Source organism: Paenibacillus sp. 22594 (assembly GCF_052044425.1).
GTDB lineage: Bacteria > Bacillota > Bacilli > Paenibacillales > Paenibacillaceae > Paenibacillus_AQ.
In genome coordinates this window covers 1,378,189-1,398,992 of record NZ_JBQENA010000001.1, presented here as the reverse complement: position 1 = coordinate 1,398,992, position 20,804 = coordinate 1,378,189, and the positions used below count along the sequence as shown (strand labels likewise).

At 49.8% G+C, this 20,804-nt stretch carries 16 protein-coding genes and 1 riboswitch; of the genes, 13 read left to right on the top strand and 3 right to left on the bottom strand.

All coding sequences use genetic code 11. The features are described 5' to 3' along the window. The 4 genes from ACTJKB_RS06295 to ACTJKB_RS06280 all read left to right on the top strand — a co-directional run bounded on the left by ACTJKB_RS06295 (position 1) and on the right by ACTJKB_RS06280 (position 5,377). A complete protein-coding gene (locus tag ACTJKB_RS06295) occupies positions 1-1,494 on the top strand; it encodes a cobyrinate a,c-diamide synthase (RefSeq protein WP_440832535.1) in 1,494 nt (497 codons plus the stop codon). Positions 1,495-2,115: 621 nt separating this feature from the next. Next, positions 2,116-2,997 (top strand): ROK family protein, encoded by an 882-nt coding sequence (locus ACTJKB_RS06290; protein WP_440832534.1) that lies wholly within the window; start codon positions 2,116-2,118, stop codon positions 2,995-2,997. A 279-nt stretch (positions 2,998-3,276) separates the two neighbouring features. After that, on the top strand, positions 3,277-4,296 hold the full coding sequence (locus ACTJKB_RS06285; RefSeq protein WP_440832533.1) for an HRDC domain-containing protein: 1,020 nt from the start codon (positions 3,277-3,279) through the stop codon (positions 4,294-4,296). Between the two features lie 136 nt (positions 4,297-4,432). Next, the gene (locus ACTJKB_RS06280; RefSeq protein ID WP_440832531.1) at positions 4,433-5,377 is read left to right on the top strand and encodes a 1-phosphofructokinase family hexose kinase; all 945 of its coding nucleotides are present in this window, start codon (positions 4,433-4,435) and stop codon (positions 5,375-5,377) included. A 71-nt stretch (positions 5,378-5,448) separates the two neighbouring features. On the opposite strand, the gene corA is transcribed toward ACTJKB_RS06280, so the two are convergent. Further along, on the bottom strand, positions 5,449-6,384 hold the full coding sequence (gene corA, locus ACTJKB_RS06275) for a magnesium/cobalt transporter CorA (protein WP_074084643.1): 936 nt from the start codon (positions 6,382-6,384) through the stop codon (positions 5,449-5,451). Between the two features lie 427 nt (positions 6,385-6,811). Beyond that, positions 6,812-6,950, top strand: a riboswitch (SAM riboswitch). A gap of 87 nt (positions 6,951-7,037) precedes the next feature. Here corA and metA point away from each other — a divergent pair. The 4 genes from metA to ACTJKB_RS06255 all read left to right on the top strand — a co-directional run bounded on the left by metA (position 7,038) and on the right by ACTJKB_RS06255 (position 15,279). Then, positions 7,038-7,967, top strand: a complete 930-nt coding sequence (gene metA, locus ACTJKB_RS06270) for a homoserine O-acetyltransferase MetA (RefSeq protein WP_440832530.1) — start codon at positions 7,038-7,040, stop codon at positions 7,965-7,967. Positions 7,968-8,113: 146 nt separating this feature from the next. Next, positions 8,114-9,280: an aminotransferase class I/II-fold pyridoxal phosphate-dependent enzyme gene (locus ACTJKB_RS06265; protein ID WP_440832528.1), complete on the top strand. Its 1,167-nt coding sequence runs from the start codon at positions 8,114-8,116 to the stop codon at positions 9,278-9,280. Positions 9,281-9,523: 243 nt separating this feature from the next. Then, positions 9,524-10,660, top strand: coding sequence for a cyclic dehypoxanthinyl futalosine synthase (mqnC, locus tag ACTJKB_RS06260; RefSeq protein ID WP_440832527.1), 1,137 nt, complete (start codon positions 9,524-9,526; stop codon positions 10,658-10,660). Positions 10,661-10,944: 284 nt separating this feature from the next. Then, a complete protein-coding gene (locus tag ACTJKB_RS06255; protein ID WP_440832525.1) occupies positions 10,945-15,279 on the top strand; it encodes a bifunctional 2',3'-cyclic-nucleotide 2'-phosphodiesterase/3'-nucleotidase in 4,335 nt (1,444 codons plus the stop codon). Between the two features lie 175 nt (positions 15,280-15,454). On the opposite strand, the gene ACTJKB_RS06250 is transcribed toward ACTJKB_RS06255, so the two are convergent. Then, entirely contained in the window at positions 15,455-15,637 is a 183-nt protein-coding gene (locus tag ACTJKB_RS06250) for a transcriptional regulator (RefSeq protein WP_440832524.1), read from the bottom strand. 162 nt (positions 15,638-15,799) lie between these two features. On the opposite strand from ACTJKB_RS06250, the gene ACTJKB_RS06245 reads away from it, so the two are divergent. Next, positions 15,800-16,642: an SPFH domain-containing protein gene (locus tag ACTJKB_RS06245; RefSeq protein WP_440832522.1), complete on the top strand. Its 843-nt coding sequence runs from the start codon at positions 15,800-15,802 to the stop codon at positions 16,640-16,642. A 12-nt stretch (positions 16,643-16,654) separates the two neighbouring features. Next, a complete protein-coding gene (locus tag ACTJKB_RS06240; protein WP_074109682.1) occupies positions 16,655-16,825 on the top strand; it encodes a toxin-antitoxin system HicB family antitoxin in 171 nt (56 codons plus the stop codon). Between the two features lie 158 nt (positions 16,826-16,983). Here the strand turns inward: ACTJKB_RS06240 and ACTJKB_RS06235 are convergent, their stop codons facing one another. Continuing rightward, on the bottom strand, positions 16,984-17,295 hold the full coding sequence (locus ACTJKB_RS06235) for a hypothetical protein (RefSeq protein ID WP_440832520.1): 312 nt from the start codon (positions 17,293-17,295) through the stop codon (positions 16,984-16,986). 57 nt (positions 17,296-17,352) lie between these two features. On the opposite strand from ACTJKB_RS06235, the gene thrS reads away from it, so the two are divergent. The 3 genes from thrS (at position 17,353) to ACTJKB_RS06220 (ending at position 20,603) form a co-directional block, all read left to right on the top strand. After that, a complete protein-coding gene (gene thrS, locus ACTJKB_RS06230) occupies positions 17,353-19,290 on the top strand; it encodes a threonine--tRNA ligase (RefSeq protein ID WP_440832518.1) in 1,938 nt (645 codons plus the stop codon). A gap of 432 nt (positions 19,291-19,722) precedes the next feature. Further along, positions 19,723-20,298, top strand: coding sequence for a 3D domain-containing protein (locus tag ACTJKB_RS06225; protein ID WP_440832754.1), 576 nt, complete (start codon positions 19,723-19,725; stop codon positions 20,296-20,298). 167 nt (positions 20,299-20,465) lie between these two features. Further along, positions 20,466-20,603 carry a hypothetical protein gene (locus ACTJKB_RS06220; RefSeq protein WP_178382567.1) on the top strand — a complete coding sequence of 46 codons (138 nt, stop codon included), beginning with the start codon at positions 20,466-20,468 and terminating at the stop codon, positions 20,601-20,603. Positions 20,604-20,804: the final 201 nt, after the last annotated feature.

Genomic DNA, 20,804 nt, shown 5'->3' with positions numbered 1-20,804 from the left:
ATGAATGAGGAGAGCAGAGCGGAGCGGGAGCGGCCTTCACAGCTCCGTCCGCGCTTTGTGGTGGCTGGCACGGGCAGCGGATCAGGCAAAACAACGGTGACACTGGGACTGCTCCGGGCGTTTGCCCGGCGCGGTCTTAACGTACAGGCCTTCAAATGTGGCCCGGATTATATCGATCCTGCCTACCACGCGGCTGTGACGGGACGGCCGGCCCGGAATCTGGATGCCTGGATGACTTCCAGCGAATATATGCTGGAGTATTATTTGCGTTCCTCGGAGGCCGCCGATCTGTCGGTCATTGAAGGCGTTATGGGGCTGTATGACGGCAAAGAGGCGACCGCGCTTACCGGATCAACGGCGGAAATTGCCCTGCTCACGGACAGTCCGGTGCTGCTGGTGGTCAATGTGCGCAGCATGGGCCGCAGTGCAGCCGCGATAGTCCTAGGCTTCCAGGTGCTGGAGCCAGGGGTACATATCGCAGCAGTGATCGTGAACTGCTGCGGCAGTGCCAGCCATTACCGGACAGTCAAAGCGGCGATTGAAGCGGCTTGCCATATTCCGGTCATCGGATGGCTTGAACGGGACCGGGGCCTGGATATCCCGGAGCGGCATTTAGGACTGTTGCCTGCTGTCGAACGCGGTGAGCTGGAGCCGTTATTCGACCGCGCCGCAGACCTACTGGAGGCCGGTACCGATCTGGATCTGCTGCTGGAGATTGCTGCGGCAGCGCCTAACCTTCGCCATCCGGCAGCAAAGAGAATTGGGCCGGAGGAGGTTTCCGCCGACGGGAATCCGTCTGAGGAATCTCCCCAAGCCGTTGTCACTGCATATGATTCTGCACCGGTCATAGCCATTGCAAGGGATGCGGCATTCAATTTTTATTATGCTGATAATCTGGAGCTGCTAGCCCGCGCAGGGGCAAGGCTGGTTTACTTCAGTCCGCTTAGTGGAGAGGGGGTACCGCCGCAAGCAGACGGAATCTATATCGGTGGCGGCTTCCCGGAAGAATTCGCCGCCGGGATCGCCGGAAATAGTATCTTCCTGGATGGCCTAAGGGCTGCTGCGGCAGCCGGGATGCCACTGTATGCGGAATGCGGCGGCTACATGGTGCTGGCCCGGAGTCTTACCGACCGCAGCGGGGCTATACATCAGCTGGCCGGGATTATTCCCGCTGACACGGTCATGCAGGAGAAGCGCTCTGCACTCGGCTACCGCGAAGTAACCGCCCGGGCGGACTGCCTGCTGCTGAAGCAGGGGGATCGCCTGCGTGGTCATGAATTCCACTATTCCCAGATGAACTATGCGCCGGGGGAGCCACAGCTGTATGCCTATGACAGTCATGGCAGAAGCGGCAGCCAGCCGGAAGGGTATGTATCCGGGAATGTCATGGCAGCCTATGCACATATCCATCTGGCTTCCTATTTTCCGGCAGCAGCCCGGCTTGTAGAAGCCTGCCGTATCTACCGGGGGAGAAAGACAGGCTTCACGCAGTAATAAGGCTAATACCTAAGAAGGAGAAGTGATTTTGGCTGACCAGAATGGACTGTTCGCACATTTGGGGGACGGTGAAGCTTTTCAAGCCATGACCTTAGTGGAAAAAGTAAAACTAAATCGCTGATATACGCTCCGAAAAAGAGTTTAGTGGGACGGAATAGACTTAATTCAAGCGAATTTACCATTTTAGGATCAATTGGACCAGATTAAGTCTACTTTTTCCCACTACAGGTGATGGGTCAGCCATACGGCACAGATTAAGTCTACTTTTTCCACATCGGTTCGCTCCAGCCTGGCGGATGCGTAACGTGAGGTGAATTTATTCTACTTTAATTTTACTAAATCGGCTCTGATCCTGAGTGTGGTAGAAGCCTGGACTTCCGTCTACTAACTAGTTTCTTTTTTGATGTGTCAACCGCTTGTCATATATCATCAGGCCACGTATAATAAGGGCATAAGCCACCCATACCGCTCTTTCCGCGGCACTATCAGAGGATGGGATTTCGGAGAAGACCCTCGACTTAACTTCGTCCAATTCGAGGCTTTATTTCAGAAGAGAACGCTTTATTACACGGATGGCCTGTCTATGGCTGAACGTTTATGGGAAGGGAGAATGCTGCAGTGAAAGTACTTGGAGCTATTGAAGCAGGGGGAACAAAGTTTGTATGCGGGATTGGAAATGAGGACGGTACGATTATCGAACGGGTCAGCTTTCCGACAACCACACCTGAGGAAACAATGGGGCTTGTGCTGGATTATTTTACCGGGAAAAATGTAGAAGCCATCGGCATTGGCTCATTCGGTCCTATTGATCCGGTGATTGGCAGCCCGACCTACGGCTACATCACAACCACCCCTAAACCCTATTGGGGACAATATAATCTGGTTGGAACGGTTGCTGGGCATTTTTCCGTACCTATCGGCTTCGATACGGATGTGAATGGTGCGGCGCTGGGAGAATACAAGTGGGGTGCGGCCCAAGGGCTGGACAGTTGCCTGTATATCACAGTCGGTACAGGGATTGGGGCCGGTGCGGTAGTGGGAGGCAAGCTGGTTCATGGCCTGTCTCATCCTGAAATGGGACATATTCTTGTACGCCGCCATGCGGAAGATACTTTTGAAGGTTTTTGTCCTTATCATGGCGATTGCCTGGAAGGATTGGCGGCAGGTCCGGCGATTGGCACCCGCTGGGGCAAACCGGCAGGCGAGCTGCCGGCGGATCATCCGGCTTGGGCAATGGAAGCCCACTATCTGGCGCATGCGCTGATGAATTACGTGCTTATTCTCTCGCCGCAGAAGATTGTCATGGGTGGCGGAGTCATGAAGCAGAGCCAGCTTTTCCCGCTGATTCACACACAGCTTCAGGATCTGCTGGGCGGCTATGTTCAGCATCCTGCACTGAATGAGGCGATCGGCAGCTATATTGTTCCGCCGCAGCTCGGGGATAATGCGGGTCTGTCTGGAGCACTTGGACTAGCTAAGCTGGCATTGGACCGGGAGTAGCAGGAGGGCGGTTAAGCCATTTCTGCTTGGAATAAAAAGAGATTGACTGTTTCTCTATAAATAGGTATTGTAAGCATTAACAGTATAGCATCCAGAGGAAGCACCTCTTTCACGCAAATCGTGAGAGAGGTGCTTTTTTGTGTGTAAATTTAAGGATTATAGGCTTTAGGCTTACAGCCATCCTTTATTTTCCTGTGCTTTTGGCCTGTCCAGTGAAGCGGGAATCCGGTCAGCACTTGGGTAATGCATACTGTAAGATGAGAAAGGTAGGGGACGCAGATGCAAATTGTATTTATGAACCGTTTGTCCAGAATATCCGTGGCTGATCAGGAGGTATTCGCCCAGCTCTGGATCGGGGAAGAAGAAGGCCATTGGCGCCTTGGATGGCGTGAATTCTCTGGCACTGAGGAAATGGGAGACAACTTGTGGTATGAAGGCGGCTCCTGGAATGAGATGCTCTGCGTTTACCGGCATGAGCTCGCGGTGAAGATGGGCGATGGTTATCGGCCGCTAATTGACGGTTCCTTTCACGATGATGATAGCCTCACTGGAGGCCGCAATCAGGAGCAGCTGAAACTGCAATATTTCAGCGAGCAGCATGGGAATGAATCTGTCTATGAGGAGTTGTGCGCCTGGCGCCGGGGGAAGGCCTCCAGTGAACGGAAGGCGCCTTACATTCTAGCCAGCAACCGGCTGCTGCGGATGCTGAGTGCCTTTCTTCCCCGTACACCGGAGGAACTGCTGCAAATTCCGGGTGTTGGCGAGGGCAAAGCCTCGCAATACGGTGGAGACTGGCTGAGCATCACCTCTGTCATAGAGCGGGAGCACAGTTTTCCGCTGGGCTGGGTGCATCAAGCCGTTGACGAGGAGCATTTTGTGTCTTGGCAGTACAAACAGAAGGAGCTGAAGTACAAGAAGCAGCTGGAGCGGCTGCGGCTGCGAAGGGTTCTGCTGCAGGGAATCGAGGAAGGTCTTGGCATGGAGCAGTTGAAGGCACAGAGTGGTGTGAGCCGCCGTGAGGTGCTTGAAGCTGTAGAAGAATTGGAAAAAGACGGATATTCCGTGGAGAAGTTGATTGCACTTGAAATGGCCGATGTATCCCCTGATGAGCAAGCCGAGGTATGGACCGCCTACGAGCTTATGGGAGATACCTTCCTGAAGCCTGTCCTTTACAAGGCCTATGGGGAAGGCTTCTCTCCTGCAGAAGGGCTGGATGTCTACTATGAGCGGCTGCGCCTAATCCGCATCCGTTACCGGCGGGGGCAGGCGGTTCAACTAGGTGTGGCAACGATTTTCTAGTTAGTCTGGTCATCTTCTTCATAAGCATTGTTGGCAGGTGTCTTCATTGAAGCATTCCCTTTGGAGATCTCCCTTTAGGAAAATACAGTATCTTGGAGTAAAATACATGTATTCCGAGTATAAGGAGAGAAACCCTATGATCGTAACATTAACGGTTAACCCCAGCGTAGATGCCAGCACAGGGATTGAGAAGGTAGTGCCGGACCATAAGCTGCGCTGCCGGGAGGCTTCCTATAAACCGGGGGGTGGAGGGATCAATGTATCCCGGGCCATTCACAGATTGGGCGGGGAGTCCTTGGCTCTGTATGCATCTGGCGGACTTCACGGACAACTGCTGCATGAGATGCTGGATAAGGAGGGCGTCAGCCACCAGGAAATCCCGATTTCCGGACAGACGCGGGAAAATCTGATTGTCGTGGAGGAATCCACTGGACAACAGTTCCGGTTCGACATGCCAGGCCCTCGGTTTATTGAAGGCGACTGGGAGCAGTGCCTGAATCAATTGAAGTCGTTGACCGGGAATCCGAGCTATATTGTGGCTAGCGGCAGCTTGCCTCCAGGCTGTCCGGCAGATTTTTATGGCCGTGTCATTGACGTTGTGAAGCCATGGCAGGCGAAGGTTATTGTGGATACCTCGGGCGAAGCGCTGCAAAAAGCTGCTGATGCAGGAGTATATCTGCTCAAACCCAATGCACGCGAGCTTGAGGAACTGGCAGGACACGCAATTACAGGTGATGCGGAGGTTCGGGCAGCTGCGCTGGAACTGATCGAGCAAGGACGGACAGAGGTAGTATTGGTATCCCTTGGCGGCGAGGGCGCTCTACTGATAACAAAGGATGGCTGTGAACATCTCAAGGCGCCTGAAGTTCCTGTACTGAGTGTGGTGGGAGCCGGTGACAGTCTGGTAGGCGGGCTGGTCTACAGCCTGGAACGGGGCTGGCCGTTGCGCCGGGCCGTTCAATTCGGAATCGCCTCTGGAGCGGCGGCCGTAATGAACCCTGAGCGTCAGCTGTGTAAACGCGGAGATGCGGAACGATTGTTCGCACAAATAGAGGCGGCGGATGCAGAAGCTCTAAAGTAAACCAAAAAGACGAAGGCTTCCTTACCATGCGGTATAGGGGGCCTTCGTCCTGCTTATTCGTCCAGTATGATTCATAGCCATTCCTTTTTACGGAATATAACCAGCATCCCGCAGCCAAGTGTAACCATGACGGCAATGACTCCGTAGTAGCCGTAGCGGGTATGGATCTCAGGAATATTATCAAAGTTCATCCCGTAGATCCCGGTGATGACCGTTAGCGGCATGAATATAGTGGTAATGGCGGTGAAGACTCTCATGATCTCATTGGCACGGTTGGCGATACTGGATTGGTATGCTTCACGTAAGTTCCCCATGAGATCGCGGTACGTTTCAAAGGTTTCAGAGATCTTGACCGCATTTTCATAAATATCACTAAAATACTTCTGCAGCTGATCATCGATCAGACGGAGGTCTTTTTTGTTAAGTGTGTTGATAACTTCCTTCTGTGGTCCCAGCATTTTCTTCAACCAGAGAATTTCACTGCGCAGACCGATGATCTCGCTCAAATGCGATTTCTTGGTGTGCATCAGGATATCCTCTTCGAGTTTCTCAATCCGCGCTTCAATCCGGTCACCGACAGAGAAAAAGTTGTCTACGACAAGGTCGATCAGCAGATAGAGGAACCGGTCCGGCTCGCTGACTTCCTGCTCCCACAGAACGGGCTTCAGCACGCGCAGCTCGTGAATTTTTTGCTTGGTCACGGTAATAATGAAATGTCTGCCCAAAAACACGTTGAGCGCACGGAGGAAAATCTCTTCATCATCAAAACGGATGCTGTTAACTACAATAAAATAATGGCTTTCGTAAATTTCAAGCTTTGGACGCTGATCCTCTTCACTGAGGCAGTCCTCCACGGCCAAATCATGCAGATTATACAAAGGCTGAAGCAGCTCCAAATCCTCAACATCCGCATCAATCCAATAAAATCCCTCTGCGGGGACAGTCAATGTTTCTTCAATGTCATCCACAGGTGTAAAAACCCCTGCGTTTACCAACCGGATTTTCATCTGATTCCACTCCTCTTGACCCTAGTCTTCTCCAGGGTCTGTGCTAATATAGGCACAGGGAAAAATCAGCTTGGCCGGGGGTACGGTCAATCCATGAGGCCAAATGACGGTTCGAGGGCATGAAGAAGAAATGCTCCCGCCGCCGGCAAGCTGATGTTAATCCTGTGTGGTTGCTCTTTCTGGACGCTTAACTGCGAACTCGGGTCGCCTTCCATTCTTCTCTCACCTCTTCTTTTCGTCAGGTAGGGCCTTTGAAACCCTTGTCTAGTATAACCTCCGGGTATAGGTCTTTCAAGCTAAATTCTTGAGGCTTTAAGGGACCCATTAGCATTGTATGGACTTGACGAAAAGGAGGTTCATGATTTAAAGTAAATTTTAAGAAAAGCATTTAACGTTATGTGACTTTTTCTCAATTGAATACAGCTAAATCTTATCAAGAGCAGGTGGAGGGACTAGCCCGATGAAACCCGGCAACCGGCGTGTGAACGCACGGTGCTAATTCTTGCGGAAGCTTTTGCAGGTAAGCCTTTCAGGCTGCTTGGCACAAGTTCTCTGGCAGATGAGAGAGGCACATATGACTAACAGATATATGACCTTTCTCGCCCGAGAAAGGTCTTTTTTATATTCATCTCAATGAAGGAGTGGAAACTGATATGCCAATTAAAATTCCCGACAGTCTGCCGGCTAAAGAAGTTTTGTCCGGAGAAAACATTTTTGTAATGGATGAAAGCCAGGCCTTCCACCAGGACATCCGCCCGCTACGAATCGCTATCCTGAATTTGATGCCTACCAAGGAAACCACAGAGACGCAGCTGCTGCGTCTGGTCGGGAATTCACCGCTTCAGGTAGATGTAGTGCTGCTGCACCCGAGCTCCCATACCTCGAAGAATACTTCGGCAGAACACTTGAAGAGTTTTTACAAAACCTTTGATGAGATCAGCGACCGCCGCTTTGACGGGCTGATTGTAACCGGCGCTCCAGTGGAGCAGCTGGAGTTCGAGGACGTGAACTACTGGGAAGAGCTAAAGGGAATATTTGAATGGAGTAAGCATAATGTGACCTCGACCATGCATATCTGTTGGGCGGCACAAGCCGGGCTTTATCATCACTTCGGTGTACGCAAGGTTGATCTGGAAGAGAAATGTTTTGGCGTTTTTCCGCATACCATGAGCCACACTAACGTGAAGCTGCTGCGCGGCTTTGACGAGGTGTTCCATGTTCCGCATTCCCGCCACACGGATGTCTCGCGTGAAGATATTCTTGCGAATCCCGAGCTGCAGATTCTTGCCGAATCCGAGGAAGCCGGAGTGTATCTGGTTTCGACGCTTGACGGAAAACAAATTTTTGTGACCGGACATTCTGAATATGATCCATTTTCGTTAAAATGGGAGTATGACCGGGATATTGCCAAAGGGATGGACATTGCCATTCCGAAGCACTACTATCCGCAGGATGACCCGCAGCGCACACCGCCGGCTGTCTGGCGTGCCCATGCCAACTTATTATTCGCTAATTGGCTCAATTACTATGTATACCAGGAGACCCCTTACGATATAGACCAGGCCGATTATTTAGTATTCTAACAATATAAGAATCTATAGGTTTCACGTTATTGATTATCCTTCTATTTCTCGCTGAAATGGTACCATCCTTTTAGAGAACGGTGAAGTCATTTCTGTATGATATATAGAAGAGATTTACGCATACACACACTTAGGAGGCTGCAGCAATGGATGAGAAACTGAGGATTGAGAGCAGATTGGCGCAGATAGGTTCACAGGAGGACCCGGCCACAGGTGCGATTAATTACCCTATTTACAACGCGACGGCATTCCGTCACCCCAGACTCGGGCAGAGCACGGGGTTTGATTATATCCGTACCAAGAATCCTACCCGCTTGGTGCTGGAAGAAGCTGCGGCACAGCTGGAATCCGGCGATGCGGCTTTTGCCTGCAGTTCTGGAATGGGGGCGCTGACGACAGTGTTTGCCTTGTTTGGACAGGGCGACCATCTGGTAGTTTCGCTGGACCTGTATGGCGGAACATACCGTCTGCTTGAACGGATTCTCTCCAAATACGGCATCAGTGCTTCCTATGTGGATACGAATGATCTGGACGGGCTGGAGGCTTCACGGCGTCCAAATACCAAGGCTGTATTTATCGAAACGCCGACCAATCCGCTGATGATGATTACGGATATCGAAGCGGTCTGTACATGGTCACGCCATCATGGGCTGCTCACCATTGTCGACAATACGTTGTTGACGCCCTTTTTCCAGCGGCCGCTGGAGCTAGGAGCGGATATCATCGTTCATAGCGCAACCAAATATTTGGGGGGGCATAACGATGTCCTCGCCGGACTGATTGTAACCAAAGGCACCGAGCTCTCTGCAGAAATGGCGGTTCTTCATAATTCACTGGGGGCAGTGCTTGCGCCGAACGACAGCTACCAGCTAATGAAGGGGATGAAGACGCTCGCTCTGCGCATGGAGCGACATGAGAGCAATGCCCTGGAGCTGGCCCGCTATTTACTGGAGCATCCAGCCATTGCTGAGGTATTCCACCCTGGACTGCCCGATCATCCCGGCTATGAGATTCAGAACCGCCAGTCCTCGGGCAACACTGGAATCTTCTCCTTCAAGGTAAAAGACGCCAGATATGTCGAGCCGCTGCTGCGCCATATCCGTCTGATCGCCTTCGCCGAGAGTCTGGGCGGCGTCGAGTCACTGATGACCTATCCGGCGGTCCAGACCCATGCTGATATTCCGGTGGAAATCCGCGATGCGGTCGGTGTGGATGACCGTCTGCTGCGCTTCTCTGTTGGCATTGAGCATGTAGACGACCTGATTGCAGATCTTGGTCAGGCACTGGAAGCTGCCCGGGTCGAGCTGGAATAAACATCCGGCCAGACTTTGGCAGCCGAATAATGAACTTGCAGCAGCCCGGAGGCTGCTGTTTTTTTGAGAATATATGGATTAGTGTTTCACGCCATCGAACCTCAATATTGTTCCCGCTGCGACGGTAAAGGTTTTTCAAGCCGTTCGGATTGTGATACGATGGAGAAACGAGCTTATATCAATGTTGTACAAATTTAATTTATCCAATCTTATAGTATGGGCATACAAAGGAGGCTGCGAACGATGAGTGCAATAGATCTGATTCTGGACAAAACGCTGAAGGGCGAACGTCTTGGGCTGGAGGACACGATTCGGTTGTTCGAGAGCAACGAAATTGAGAAAATGGGCGCTGCCGCTGACATCATCATGAAACGCTGGCATCCGGACCCGCTGGCTACATTTGTGATTGGCCGCAATATTAATTATACGAATGTATGCGACGTGTACTGCCGTTTCTGTGCTTTTTACCGCAGACCGGGCTCGGAGGAAGGTTATGTGCTTCCGGACGAGACGATTTTCCAAAAAATCCAGGAAACCATCGACGTCAACGGAACGGAAATCCTGATGCAGGGCGGAACCAACCCGAACCTGCCATTCAGCTACTATACGGATTTGCTGCGCGGGATTAAGCAGCGTTTCCCGGAGATCACGATGCATTCCTTCTCCCCTGCGGAGATTATGAAAATGGTCGAAGTATCCGGTCTTCCCCTGGAACAGGTGGTCCGCGAGATTCATGCGGCAGGCCTGGACTCACTTCCCGGCGGTGGTGCGGAAATACTGGATGACCGGACCCGCCGCAAAATCAGCCGTCTCAAAGGCTCGTGGCGTGAATGGATGGATGTGATGCAGACCGCTCACAAAATAGGCATGAATACTACGGCGACCATGGTGATCGGCCTTGGCGAGAGTATGGAGGAGCGGGCACTTCATCTGCTGCGGGTACGCGAAGCCCAGGATGAGTGTATTGCGAATAAATATGATTCCGAAGGGTTCCTGGCATTTATTTCCTGGACCTTCCAGCCGGATAATACGAACCTGAAGCTGGATCGGCAGACCCCCGAGGAATATCTGAAGACGGTAGCGATTAGCCGCCTGGTGCTGGATAACATCAAGAACTTCCAGTCCTCCTGGGTAACCATGGGGCCTGAAGTCGGCAAGCTGTCACTGCAGTATGGCTGTAATGACTTTGGCAGCACCATGATTGAAGAAAATGTGGTTTCCTCGGCAGGTGCTATCTACAAAGTGAACATCGAGTCCATTACACAGCTGATCCGCGAGGCTGGCAAAATTCCGGCACAGCGCAACACGCGCTACGATATCCTGCGGACCTTTGAGGACGGTAATATAAAGATTGACAATGATTTTGTAATGCAGAACTAATTCTTCAATAAAAATCTATTTATTCATAACGTTGTGTGTAAGATTTTTTTGCGGCGTCTATCCTTGAGTGATTTCGTTAATGAAAACCTCGAGAATAGGCGCTTTTTTTGTTTTTTGTAAACATATATCGTCATTAAGAACAAAAAAAGCGCCAGTGATGTGATATTTTACACAACTATTAATCAGATTTAATGGTTTTTGCTAGATTCATATTTTTGGATATGATACAATCTTGCGGTCAGCATAAGTAGGAATAAGAAACATATGGGGAGGATATCTGACTTATGGTAGAAAAAAGATGGAACAAGCCGGTAGCAACCTTATTGGCGACCACCGTTCTGGCAGCACAAGTGCTGGGCGGAGTTTTTGCAGTTCCGGTTTTGGGGGCGAGCAAGGCAGAGGCGGCAAGCGCTAATGTAACTGCTGCTCCTGGAACAGCGAAGTTGCGCTTGATGAGCACCACAGATGTTCACACCAATGTGATGGGTTGGGATTACTTTAAGGGCGCTGAATCCCTGACAGTGGGACTTGACCGGACGGCAACACTGGTCAAAAATGCTCGCGCAGAAGAAGCTGGTAAAAACAATCTTCTCCTCGACAATGGCGATTTGATTCAGGGAACACCGCTTGGCACATACATGGCGAAGCAAGCGGATGCATCAGGCAAGCTGAATCAAACGCATCCGATGATTGCTGCCATGAAAGCTATGCACTATGATGCGGCAACCTTAGGCAATCATGAATTTAACTACGGACTGAATTACCTGGAAAGTGTAACTTCTGCAACCTATGCTACTTATAATCCTTCAGGCATTCCGTTTTTGAATGCAAACGTGTTTGTCGACGACGGCGACAATGATGCTACAAATGATGTTAATTATTTCAAACCATATAAGATTTTGGACAAGAAAATTATAGACAGTAACGGGAATGAACAGATAATTAAGGTGGGCCTTATTGGTTTGGTAACACCGCAAATTATGGACTGGGATAAAGCCAATTTGGAAGGCAAGGTCATCACTAAGGACATTGCTGCAACAGCTAGAGAATTTGTTCCCAAGATGAAGGCCGATGGTGCAGATATTATTGTTGCTATGGCACATACTGGTTATGATGTGTCTGCAGTGGAAGGAGACGGCTCTGAGAATGATATTAATGCACTTAGCAAGGTTCCGGGCATTGATGCAATTACGTTCTCCCATACTCATAAAATCTTCCCTGCTGCAGATGTAAAGTCTCTGGATGCATTGTTTAAAGATGCTTCAGGCAACGCATTGCCCGGTATCGACACTGTCAAAGGACAGATTAACAGTGTTCCGGCAGTTCAGGCGGGTTATGGTGGCGGGTATCTGGGTCTGATTGATCTTGCAATTATTCCAGACCCTAACAATAGCGGGCATTGGATGGTCGACAAGCCTAATTCCCTGTCCTCTACACGTTCCATCTACAAAACAGAAAACAAGGTGAATATCGCCACTGTTCAGCCGGATGCTGAGGTGGATGCGGCTGTTGTTGCTAATCATCAGGCTACGATTAATTATGTCAATCAACCGCTTGGTACAACGAAAGTACCTATGAACAGCTATTTCGCTATGGTGCAGGATGATCCGACCGTCCAGATCGTAACCTATGCCCAGAAGCGTTATGTTGAGAATCTGATTAACACAGATCCTGCTTTAGCTGGTTACAAAGGGGAAGCAATTCTCAGTGTAGGTGCACCATTCAAGGCAGGTCGTAACGGTCCGGATGAGTATACTGAAATTCAAGCTGGCCCCTTGACTATCCGCAGTGCAAGCGACTTGTATCTTTACGACAACACACTGAAAGCAGTCGAAGTCACTGGTGCCAAGGTAAAAGAATGGGTAGAGATGAGTGCGGGTGCATTCAACCGCATTGATCCGGCAGTCTCCACACCGCAGGAACTGCTCAACTCCAAGTTTGCCGTATATAATTTTGACGTTATTGATGGAATTCAATACAAAATTGATGTGACCAAAAATGCAAAATATAACCCGGATGGTACGATTAACGACATTTCCTCCAGCCGGATATCTTCTATTACGTATAACAATAAGCCACTTGATATGAATCAAAAGTTTATTGTCGTTACTAATAATTACCGTGCGAGCGGCGGGGGGAACTTCCCGGGCCTTAAGGGTATCACACCGGTCATTGATACGCTGGAAGAGAACCGCCAAGTCCTGATGGATTATATTAAGGAAGCGGGCACTGTTAACCAGCCAGCCGACAACAACTGGTCTATTATGCCAATTAAAGGGGATGTCAAAGTTACCTTTACCTCTTCTCCAAAGGCTAAGACCGTATTACTCAAGGATAGCAAAATCACTGATACTGGCACGCTGAACGACAAAGGATTCGGGATCTATAATCTGGATCTGAGCGGGGATATCAAGGTTCATCTTCTTGGAATCAATGACTTCCACGGCCAACTCGATACGACTTCTTTTGTAAACGATAAGGCTGTAGGTACAGCTGCAATTTTGGCGACTTACCTGAAAACAGCACGCGCGCAATATGAGAACTCGCTACTTGTCCACAATGGAGACTCTGTGGGGGCTTCTGCTCCGGTGTCCTCAATGGAGCGCGACAAGCCGACGCTCGAATGGATGAACATGATGAAGTTTGATGTCGGAACTTTGGGCAACCATGAATTTGACCAAGGGGTTGCAGCACTAAAAGCCCAAATTTTTGGAGGCGTAGACCCCGTTAATAAGAACGTTACACATGCACCTCTTAATTTTGACTATGTAAATGCTAATGCAGTAGACAAAGTTACCGGAAAACCAATTATCGCTCCTTACGTCATCAAAGAAGTAGGCGGCGTGAAAATCGGATTTATCGGTGTGGTTACCAAAGCCACCCCAAGCAAGGTATCCCCGGCAGGCACTGCTGGTGTGAGATTCCTGAGTGCCGAAGAGGAAGTTACAGCGATTAATAAATATGCTGCTGAGATTCAGGCCCAAGGGGTTCAGACTATTATCGTCCTTGCCCATGATCCTGCATCAACCAAAGCTGATGTGACAACAGGAGAAGCTGCAGATTTAGCCAAGGCTCTTCCGGCAGACTCTCCGGTTGACGTAATTGTAGCAGGTGACAATCACGCGCTGGCTAATGGCGTGGTGAACAACAAGCTGATTGTTCAAGCGTATTCTTACGGTATGGCGTTTGAAGACATAAGACTGGTTATTGACCCTGATACTAAAGACGTTAAAGCCAAATCTGCAACTGTAAGCAGCACCTTCCAGGAAGGCGTGACTCCAGACGCAGAAACTGTGGCCCTGGTTAACAAATATCTGGCCAAGCACCCTGAATTGACTCTGCCTGTAGGTACTACAGACGGGACAGTTACCCGCACAGATGCTTACAATAATGAGGCCGCTCTAGGCAACCTGATTGCCGATGCTATGCGTCAAGCTAACTTCGGCGATGGCAAAGGCTCCGCAGATTTTGCCTTTATGAATCCGGGCGGTATACGCGCTGATCTTCCAAAGGGCAATGTGTCTTTTGGCGACTTGGCCAAGATCCAGCCATTTGGCAACACGCTTGTTAAGCTGACCCTTACCGGTGCACAGATCAAAACACTGCTGCAGCAGCAATGGGCAACCAAAGCTGATGGAACTGCAGATACGAAGACACTGCAAATTTCCGGTCTGAAATATACGGCCAACATGTATTTGCCGGTTGCTGATCGTATCGCTAATCTTACCAAGACAGACGGAACACCAATCAGCATGACTCAGAACTATACTGCAGTAGTTAATAACTTCATGGCTGCAGGCGGCGACAACTATAAGGTGCTGACTGCAGCCAGTGAATCCCTGGCCGGTCCGATTGACCTGGATGTATTCTACGATTACGTTAAGAATACTTTCAAGGGTGGTCAAATCACAGCAAAAATTGAAGGCCGGATTACGAATAATCTGACAGCTTCAACTCCTGTTCCGGGTAGCGGAGGAACTGCTGCAACACCAACTCCTTCGGCAACACCTGCACCGTCAGCAACACCTGCACCAACTGCAACCGCAGCTCCAACAACAAAGCCTGCAGCCACTTTTGGGGATTTGGGTAAAGTAGCATGGGCCCAAACAGCAATCAATTCTTTGGCTGACAAGGGAATCATTAAGGGAGTTGGCGGAAGCAACTTCGCACCGAACAAAACAGTAACGCGTGCTGAATTCGTAACGATGCTGGTTCGTGCCCTGAATCTCAGTACTTCAGGAGCAAACGCCTCATTTAACGATGTGAAGCAAGGAGTATGGTACACAGATGCCATCACTGCTGCTGTTAAAGCGGGTATTGTGAAAGGTTCCGGCAACGGCAAGTTTGAACCGGGACGTGAAGTGACCCGCGAAGAAATGGCGATGATGATCGCCGCTGCACTTAAAGATCAATTGAAACCAATTGATACCAAGTCAGCACTGGCAAACTTTAACGACAAGTCAAAGATTGCTTCTTACGCCCAGGATGCAGTAGCTCAGCTTACACAGCTGGGAATTGTCAACGGGGTGGATGGAGAGAAATTCGCACCGAAGAGCGATGCAACCCGCGCTCAAGCGGCAGTAATCATTTACCGTATGCTGGAAAAGAAGGCTTCCTAAGCTTTGAATCCAGCATAAAGTAACAAATGCAAAAAGGAGCTCCGCGCGTCATCTTTGGATGGCAGCGGAGCTCTTTTTTTTGAAAATATAAGAATTTATAAACTTAACGCTGGATAGATGACCAGTAAATGGCGAGACCCGTGCATTTTACTGCTGCACGGGCCTCTTTGGGATATTACTTGGTAGCAGCTTCCCACTTACAGCGGACCGGAGAGACAATCGCATTTTCCTTTTTCAGCTCGGTGAAGGCTTTATCGATGGCTTTGCGTTCCAGACCAGACAGTTTTTCAACTTCGCCTGCGCTGAGCGGCATTTCCGATGCCTTGATAATATCCAGTACTTGTTCCTTAACACTCATGTGTTCCACATCCTTCTCCATTAATCGTATGGCTATGACTTTAGATAGATTATTTAGTATAAGAGAAAATCAGAGGGAATGCAGTGATATTTTTAGTTTACAACAATATCCATAAGTGATATCATAATCATATCAAATACATATCTTATGGAGGTGCCTTTCATGAAAGAAAAAACATTGCGTCCAGTTAGTGGTTTTCTGGTTATTGCGCTTATTGCCATTTGTTTGGCAGGGGGGATTTACGGTGCAGCATATGACTATGCTGTGGTCCCGGTTATTCTGTTCATCATTGCGGGTGTGCTATGTACGAGTATTACGGTAGTGCAGCCTAATAAGTCGGTCGTGGTAACCTTTTTCGGCAAATATGTCGGTACCATTTCCAGTAGCGGACTCTTCGCAGTCATTCCGTTTAGTATCCGCAAGACCGTATCCCTGCGGGTGCGCAATTTCAACAGCGTTAAGCTGAAGGTCAATGATGTGGAGGGAAATCCGGTTGAGATTGCTGCAGTTATTGTATTTAAAGTCATCAACTCGGCAAAGGCGTTGTTTGATGTCGACAAATATATGGCGTTTGTGGAAATCCAGAGCGAGACCGCGCTGCGGCATGTGGCCAGCCGGTATCCTTACGACAATTTTAACGAATCGGGCATGTCCCTTCGTGCGAATTCGGATGAGATTGCCAAGGAACTGGCCGCCGAGCTTCAGGACCGCCTTTCCTTATCCGGTGTTGAAGTGATTGAAGCGCGGCTGACACATCTGGCTTATTCCACTGAAATCGCCAGTACTATGCTGCAGCGTCAGCAGGCCTCAGCGATTCTGTCCGCGCGGCAGATTATCGTCGAAGGGGCGGTCGGAATGGTAGATATGGCGATCCGTCAGCTGAAGGAAAGCGGTGTAGTCGAACTGGATGAAGAGCGCAAGGCGGCGATGATTAACAATCTGATGGTAGCGATCGTGTCGGAGCGTGGAGCGAGTCCGGTCATTAACGCCGGCTCGTTGTACTAAGGACGGTTCATCATGGCGGCCAAGAAAAGCTTTCCGCTGCGGATCGATCCTGACCTGCACGAAGCGCTGGAACGTTGGGCGGGAGAAGAGTTTCGCAGCGTAAACGGACATATCGAATATTTGCTGCGTGAGGCTTTGAAACGCGCAGGCCGCTTGCCTGAACGGAAACGCCGGGAAGAATAGACTTGCAGGGCAGAAGATGGCTTCTGCCCTTAAGCTATTTTAAAATGAAAGGATTTATATGTTTCACGCTATAGATCATCTTTCTACTTGCTGGTGGTGGTGTTGCGGATGATAAATACAGGGACTGACTTGACGGAAGGCTGGAGAGAGAATTATAATTACACAAGATTCACGTTATCAGCGTTGACAAAGATATGGATGATTACTTTTAGGGCCGCTTCAGAGAGAGGAAACTTCAGGCTGTGATTTCCTCCGGTATCCGGTAATCCATCTACCCCTTTGTAGCTGCGGTTATGAACTCCCAAGTGCTGTTGGGCAGCCGACAACCTGCCAGGGATAGTAAGAACCGCCGGTTCATGGCCGTTATCTCCATGCTGACGAAGGATTCCTGCTAGCCGGGAATCGAATTTGGGTGGAACCACGGGTGCAATCACTCGTCCCTTTGCGGGACGGGTGTTTTTTGTGTTCATGGACATTTCCGTTCCGTTACTTATGCGGCCTTACCAAAATATTAGGAGGAATAAATCATGTCAGTAAATATCAAGCTTCCGGACGGCTCGGTCCGGGAATATGCCGATGGCAGCAGCATTGACGATGTAGCCGCTTCTATCAGCAGCGGTCTCCGCAAGAACGCAGCAGCAGGCAAGCTGAACGGAATCGTTGTAGACTTGTCTACACCGCTGCAGGAAGGTGCATTGGTCGAGATCGTCACTTTGGATTCGCCGGAAGGCCTGGAAGTGATGCGCCACAGTACAGCCCATTTGATGGCACAGGCAGTACGCCGCCTGTTCGGAACTAAAGAAGTTAAGCTGGGTGTAGGCCCGGTGATCGAAGATGGCTTCTACTATGACATGGATCTGGAGCACCCGCTGAATCCGGAAGACCTGCTGAAGATTGAGAAGGAAATGGAACGTATTGTCTCGGAGAATCTGCCAATCGTGCGTATTGAGGTCAGCCGTAAGGAAGCACTGGAGCGTTTCGGTGAACTGGGTGATCCATATAAGCTCGAACTGATTGAAGCATTGCCTGAAGATAGCGTGATTACGATTTATGAACAGGGAGAATTCTTTGACCTTTGCCGTGGCCCGCATGTACCTTCCACTGCGAAGATTAAGGTCTTCAAGCTGATGAACGTAGCCGGAGCCTACTGGCGTGGCGACAGCAAGAACAAAATGCTGCAACGTGTATATGGTACTGCCTGGATCAAAAAAGCACAGCTCGATGAGTATCTGCACCTGCTGGAGGAAGCGAAGAAACGCGACCACCGTAAGCTGGGCAAAGAGCTGGAGATCTTTACCTTCAACCAGCTGGTAGGACAAGGCCTGCCAATCTGGCTTCCAAAAGGCGCGAAGCTGCGCAGTATTCTGGAACGCTATATCGTTGATCTGGAAGCAAGCCTAGGGTATCAGCATGTATATACTCCGGTGCTCGGCAATGTAGAGCTGTACAAAACTTCAGGACACTGGGAGCATTATCAAGAGGATATGTTCCCCAAGATGACAATCGACAATGAGGAATTCGTGCTTCGTCCGATGAACTGCCCGCATCACATGATGATTTACAAGAGTTCGATGCACAGCTATCGTGATCTGCCGATCCGGATTGCCGAGCTTGGTATTCAGCACCGCTATGAAATGTCTGGCGCGCTGACTGGGCTGCATCGTGTCCGTTCGATGACACTGAATGATTCACATATTTTCTGCCGCCTGGATCAGATCAAAAGCGAATTTACCCGTGTGCTTGAGCTGATCAAGCAGGTATACAGCGATTTCGGCATTGCCGACTACCGTTTCCGTCTCTCATACCGTGATCCTAAGGATACTGAAAAATACTATCCGAACGATGAAATGTGGGAAACTGCACAGCGCATGCTGCGAGAAGTAGTGGAAGAAGCGGGCCTGCCGTTCTTTGAAGCGGAAGGCGAAGCAGCGTTCTACGGTCCGAAGCTGGACGTTCAGATCAAGACTGTACTTGGCAAAGAAGAAACATTGTCTACTGTGCAAATCGACTTCCTGCTTCCTGAGCGTTTTGAGCTGGAATATGTCGGAGACGATGGCCAAAAACACCGTCCGGTTGTGTTGCACCGCGGAATCCTTGGTACCATGGAACGTTTTGTAGCCTTTTTGCTGGAGAACTTTGCTGGTTCGCTTCCATTATGGCTGTCCCCACAGCAGGTGAAGATCATTCCGGTGTCCTCCGCATTTGATGATTACGCTAAGGATGTAGAAGCGAAACTGCTTGCCAGTGGAATCCGGGCCGAAGTAGATCTGCGCAACGAGAAAATGGGCTATAAAATCCGTGAAGCACAGCTGGAGAAGATCCCTTATATGTTCGTGGTGGGCGAGAATGAAATGAACGCCGGAAGTGTCTCCATCCGCAAGCGCGGAGAAGGCGATATCGGTGCCCAGCCGTTGCAGGAAGTGATCGCTTCCTTAGTTAAGGAAGTTGCGGAGCGTGTAATCTAAAGCTTCTGGTATAACATCATTTATATCTCTTTAATGTCATTCATTAACCTCTGTCATAAGCCGCTTGCGGCCGGGTTTTAAACGGCTGCAGGTATAAAATTTTGTGAAACGGGAAACCTTCGCTAATAGGGGGAGGTTTAACAAATGAACAAAATGGGCTTATGCCAGAGGTTTTGGTGTCTTTTCGTAACGATTGTGCTTTTGCTGACTGCCGCTGAGGTCTATCCTGATTTTGGACGCAAGCCGGTGGAAGCTAACGGGGCGGGAGACACTGCAGGTCAATTAAGCAATTACAGCATAAACAAGTCACTTGATCGGCAACATACACAAGATTCTGTACAGTTCAGCAATATCAGCAGCTACAACGGGCCGGAAGTGCTGACGGTCGGCCAAGCCGCACTGTATGCACAAGGAGAATCTGTCTCCAGAGGGGTGTCCCGTTCAGAAGTGCTCGCACAGTCCGGCAAGCCGGCAGCCACTCAGGCTCCAAAACATACAGCAGCACCTCAAGCCGTCAAACAACCGGGTAATGCTGCATCCAAGCCACCGGCAACCGTTCAGGTAGCGGCACCAGCGCCGGAGCAGATTATTACTTCTTTTAAGGTAACAGCAACAGGCTACACAGCAGGGTTCGAATCTACAGGTAAAACCTCAAAGCATCCGCAGTACGGCATCACGTATTCTGGTGTTAAAGTCCGCCGGGACAAAAATGCTGTATCGACCATCGCCGCTGACCCTAAAGTGATTCCGTTAGGCAGCGTTTTGTATATCCCCGGCTATGGCTACGCGGTTGTGGCAGATACCGGTTCGGCTATCAAAGGCCGGAAGATTGACCTTTATTTTTCCACCACTAAGCAGGTGTATAAGGAATGGGGGAAAAAAACCGTAGTGGTGCAGCTCATTAAGCGGGGGAACGGAAGATGTACCGAGAACATGCTGAAGAGTCTGGGCCAGGCTGTCCAAACCTATAATGCCATTCCGCAGGATCTTCTTGAGGAAGTCATCTAGGGTTGCCCTATGCACTGCCAGTATGAAATTTATTTCACTTAAGTATGCATAATAAGGTCCCGCCCTTCCCATAATACGGACTGGGGCAGAATTAGCAGCCTCTTTCGTTAGATTCTTGGTGTGTACTCTGATGTCAGACTGCACACGAGACAAGGGAGGTGAATTCCGTGGCCAATTCTAAAAAACCAAAGGTTCAAGAAAACTATAAAACACCGAATGAGAAATACAACGCTGAGTTTGCTGTAGAAAATGACGGCGCATCTAAGCAGAGTATTGCAAAACCGGTTCAAAAACCACAGCAATAATGCTGGAGTTCAAACTTTTGTAGCACCACCTTCTAACTGCATCTGATCAATCACCGTCTGTCCCGTTTTCGTTCAGTTTCTGAGCGGCGGGGCAGTTTTTTTGTGAGCAGAGCTTTACTGTTATTTTTCAACCCCCTCGGTCCAGAGGCTGAGTCAAGTTTCCTTCTCACGGCGCTGTTCTCCGGCTGCTTGTTCCTGTAG

Coding starts and splice junctions, on each gene's coding strand:
- ACTJKB_RS06295 (WP_440832535.1), top strand. CDS start 1: ATGAATGAGGAGAGCAGAGCGGAGCGGGAGCGGCCTTCACAGCTCCGT.
- ACTJKB_RS06285 (WP_440832533.1), top strand. CDS start 3,277: ATGCAAATTGTATTTATGAACCGTTTGTCCAGAATATCCGTGGCTGAT.
- ACTJKB_RS06280 (WP_440832531.1), top strand. CDS start 4,433: ATGATCGTAACATTAACGGTTAACCCCAGCGTAGATGCCAGCACAGGG.
- corA (WP_074084643.1), bottom strand. CDS start 6,384: ATGAAAATCCGGTTGGTAAACGCAGGGGTTTTTACACCTGTGGATGAC.
- metA (WP_440832530.1), top strand. CDS start 7,038: ATGCCAATTAAAATTCCCGACAGTCTGCCGGCTAAAGAAGTTTTGTCC.
- ACTJKB_RS06265 (WP_440832528.1), top strand. CDS start 8,114: ATGGATGAGAAACTGAGGATTGAGAGCAGATTGGCGCAGATAGGTTCA.
- mqnC (WP_440832527.1), top strand. CDS start 9,524: ATGAGTGCAATAGATCTGATTCTGGACAAAACGCTGAAGGGCGAACGT.
- ACTJKB_RS06255 (WP_440832525.1), top strand. CDS start 10,945: ATGGTAGAAAAAAGATGGAACAAGCCGGTAGCAACCTTATTGGCGACC.
- ACTJKB_RS06250 (WP_440832524.1), bottom strand. CDS start 15,637: ATGAGTGTTAAGGAACAAGTACTGGATATTATCAAGGCATCGGAAATG.
- ACTJKB_RS06245 (WP_440832522.1), top strand. CDS start 15,800: ATGAAAGAAAAAACATTGCGTCCAGTTAGTGGTTTTCTGGTTATTGCG.
- ACTJKB_RS06240 (WP_074109682.1), top strand. CDS start 16,655: ATGGCGGCCAAGAAAAGCTTTCCGCTGCGGATCGATCCTGACCTGCAC.
- ACTJKB_RS06235 (WP_440832520.1), bottom strand. CDS start 17,295: ATGAACACAAAAAACACCCGTCCCGCAAAGGGACGAGTGATTGCACCC.
- thrS (WP_440832518.1), top strand. CDS start 17,353: ATGTCAGTAAATATCAAGCTTCCGGACGGCTCGGTCCGGGAATATGCC.